General features: G+C 66.8%; 1 protein-coding gene and 2 pseudogenes. All 3 read left to right on the top strand.

The window, feature by feature from the left end:
• Positions 1 to 261: 261 nt before the first annotated feature.
• Positions 262 to 1,267 (top strand): annotated as a pseudogene (locus JCM19049_RS12280) (tRNA (adenine-N1)-methyltransferase).
• A gap of 127 nt (positions 1,268 to 1,394) precedes the next feature.
• A complete protein-coding gene (locus JCM19049_RS12275; RefSeq protein WP_279403119.1) occupies positions 1,395 to 1,985 on the top strand; it encodes a hypothetical protein in 591 nt (196 codons plus the stop codon).
• A pseudogene (locus tag JCM19049_RS20700) lies at positions 1,940 to 2,199 on the top strand (proteasome ATPase); the annotation flags it as partial. The gene JCM19049_RS12275 and the pseudogene JCM19049_RS20700, both read left to right, overlap by 46 nt.

The following is a 2,199-nucleotide window of genomic DNA, read 5'->3' as shown; positions in this document are numbered from 1 at the left end:
CGCTGGGGCAGGGGGCGGTGATCGCCCAGGACTCGGACGGGGACACCCTGATCCACTACCTGGCCACCGTGGAAACCGCCGAATACGCGGTGATCAGCGAGGAAGGCTACATCGTCGGGTGCTGCACCAGGAACAGATCCTGCGCGCCTTGAACGTGCGCTGACCCGCCCACCCGCAATTTTCGCCCGCACACCGCACATCAACCCTGTAGACAGCATCAGCCAGAAGGAAGCCAATTTCGTGAGCCAGAACCAAGCCAGCATGCCCCACGGGGCCGCCGCCCGCCGCGGACCGTTTCGGTCGGGGACCGGGTGCAGCTGACCGATGAGAAGCGCCGCATCAACACCATCACCCTGGAGGCCGGCGGGCAGTTCCACTCGCACAAGGGCATCCTGGAACACGATGCGATCATCGGGCTGCCCGACGGCTCGGTCATCGAGAACGTGGAGGGCTACCGCTACCAGCTGCTGCGCCCGCTGGCGAAGGACTACGTGCTGTCCATGCCGCGCGGGGCGGCGGTGATCTACGAAGGACGCCGCGCAGATCGTGCAGTTCGGGGACATCTTCCCCGGAGCCGCGTCGTGGAGGCCGGGGTGGGTTCCGGGGCCTGTCGATCTCGCTGCTGCGCGCCATCGGGGACACCGGGTTCCTGCACTCCTTCGAACGCCGGGAGGAGTTCGCCGAGATTGCCCGCGGGAACGTGGACACCGTCTTTGGCGGCGAGCACCCGGCCTGGCAGATCTCCATCGGGGACTTCCAGGACAAGGTGGTCGAACTGGAGGAGCCGGGCAGCGTGGACCGGGTGGTGCTGGACATGCTCAGCCCCTGGGAATGCCTGGACGCGGTCGCCACCGTGCTGGCCCCCGGCGGGGTGTGGACCAACTACGTGGCCACCGTGACCCAGATGTCCCGGGTGGTCGAGGCGATCCGCGCCTCCGGGCAGTTCACCGAACCCGAATGCTTTGAAACCCTGGTGCGCGGCTGGCACGTGGACGGGCTGGCGGTGCGCCCGGACCACCGGATGGTGGCGCACACCGCGTTTCTGATCACCGCCCGCCGGCTGGCCGATGACTCCCAGGGCATCCCGAAGGCCAAGCGCGTGAAGGAACACAACTTCGCCGCCGAGGACGTCTCGGCCTGGACCAGGGACCACGACGAATCCGAATGGACGCCCGAAGCCCTGGGGGAGCGCGGGGTCTCGGACAAGAAGCTGCGCCGGGCCGCACGTGATGCAACTCGCCCTGCACGGGTGCGTGAACAGGAGTAGATTCCAGTATGTGGGCAACATTCGCTCATCGGATTACGGTGCGGCGTACTTGCTCCGTAGGATGACCTAAGACGGGAAACCCATTAATGGGCCAGCTGACCGTTGCCGATGCCGTGGGAGGGATCAAGTGTCCGAGCACAATGACCAGGAACTGACCGAACGACTGTCCATGACCGAACGCCAGGTCAACGTGTTGCGGGACAAGAACCGCAACCTGGACCGGCAGCTGGCCACGCTCAGCGGCAACAACCAGCGCCTGGTGGCCATGCTCGAACGCACCCGTGAACAGATCGTGGACCTGAAGTCGGCCCTGGAAAAGGACGGGGACACCCCCTTCAGCCACGGCACCATCCTGGCCAAGCACCCGCGCCAGCACCCCGAGGCGGGCACCGGGATCGAATCCACCGCCGTGCAGTCCGCGGACATTTCCCAGGGCGGGCGGCGCCTACGGGTGGGCATCAGCCCGCTGCTGGACTTCGAGAAGCTGCACGTGGGCCAGCAGGTGCTGTTGAACGAGGCGATGGTGATCGTCGCCGCCCTGGGCTACGAGCACACCGGGGAACTGGTGACCGTCAAGGAAATCCTGGAGCACCACCAGGTAGTGGTGATGGCCCGCGCCGATGACCAGCGGGTGGTGGAACTGGCCCAGCCGCTGCGCCAGGAGCACCTGCGGTGGGGGACCAGCTCACCCTGGACCCGCGCACCGGGCTGGCCATGAGCCGGGTGCAGCTGACCGACATGCAGTCCCTGGTGCTGGAGGAAGTCCCGGACATCTCCTACTCCGACATCGGCGGGCTGAGCAACCAGATCGAGGCGATCCAGGACGCGGTGGAGCTGCCCTTCAGCCATCCGGAGCTGTACCGCGAACACGGGCTGAGCGCCCGAAGGGCATCCTGCTCTACGGGCCTCCCGGGTGCGGCAAGACCTGATCG

The sequence above is a fragment of the Arthrobacter sp. JCM 19049 genome (genome assembly GCF_001310435.1).
This window is presented reverse-complemented; position numbering and strand designations above follow the sequence as displayed.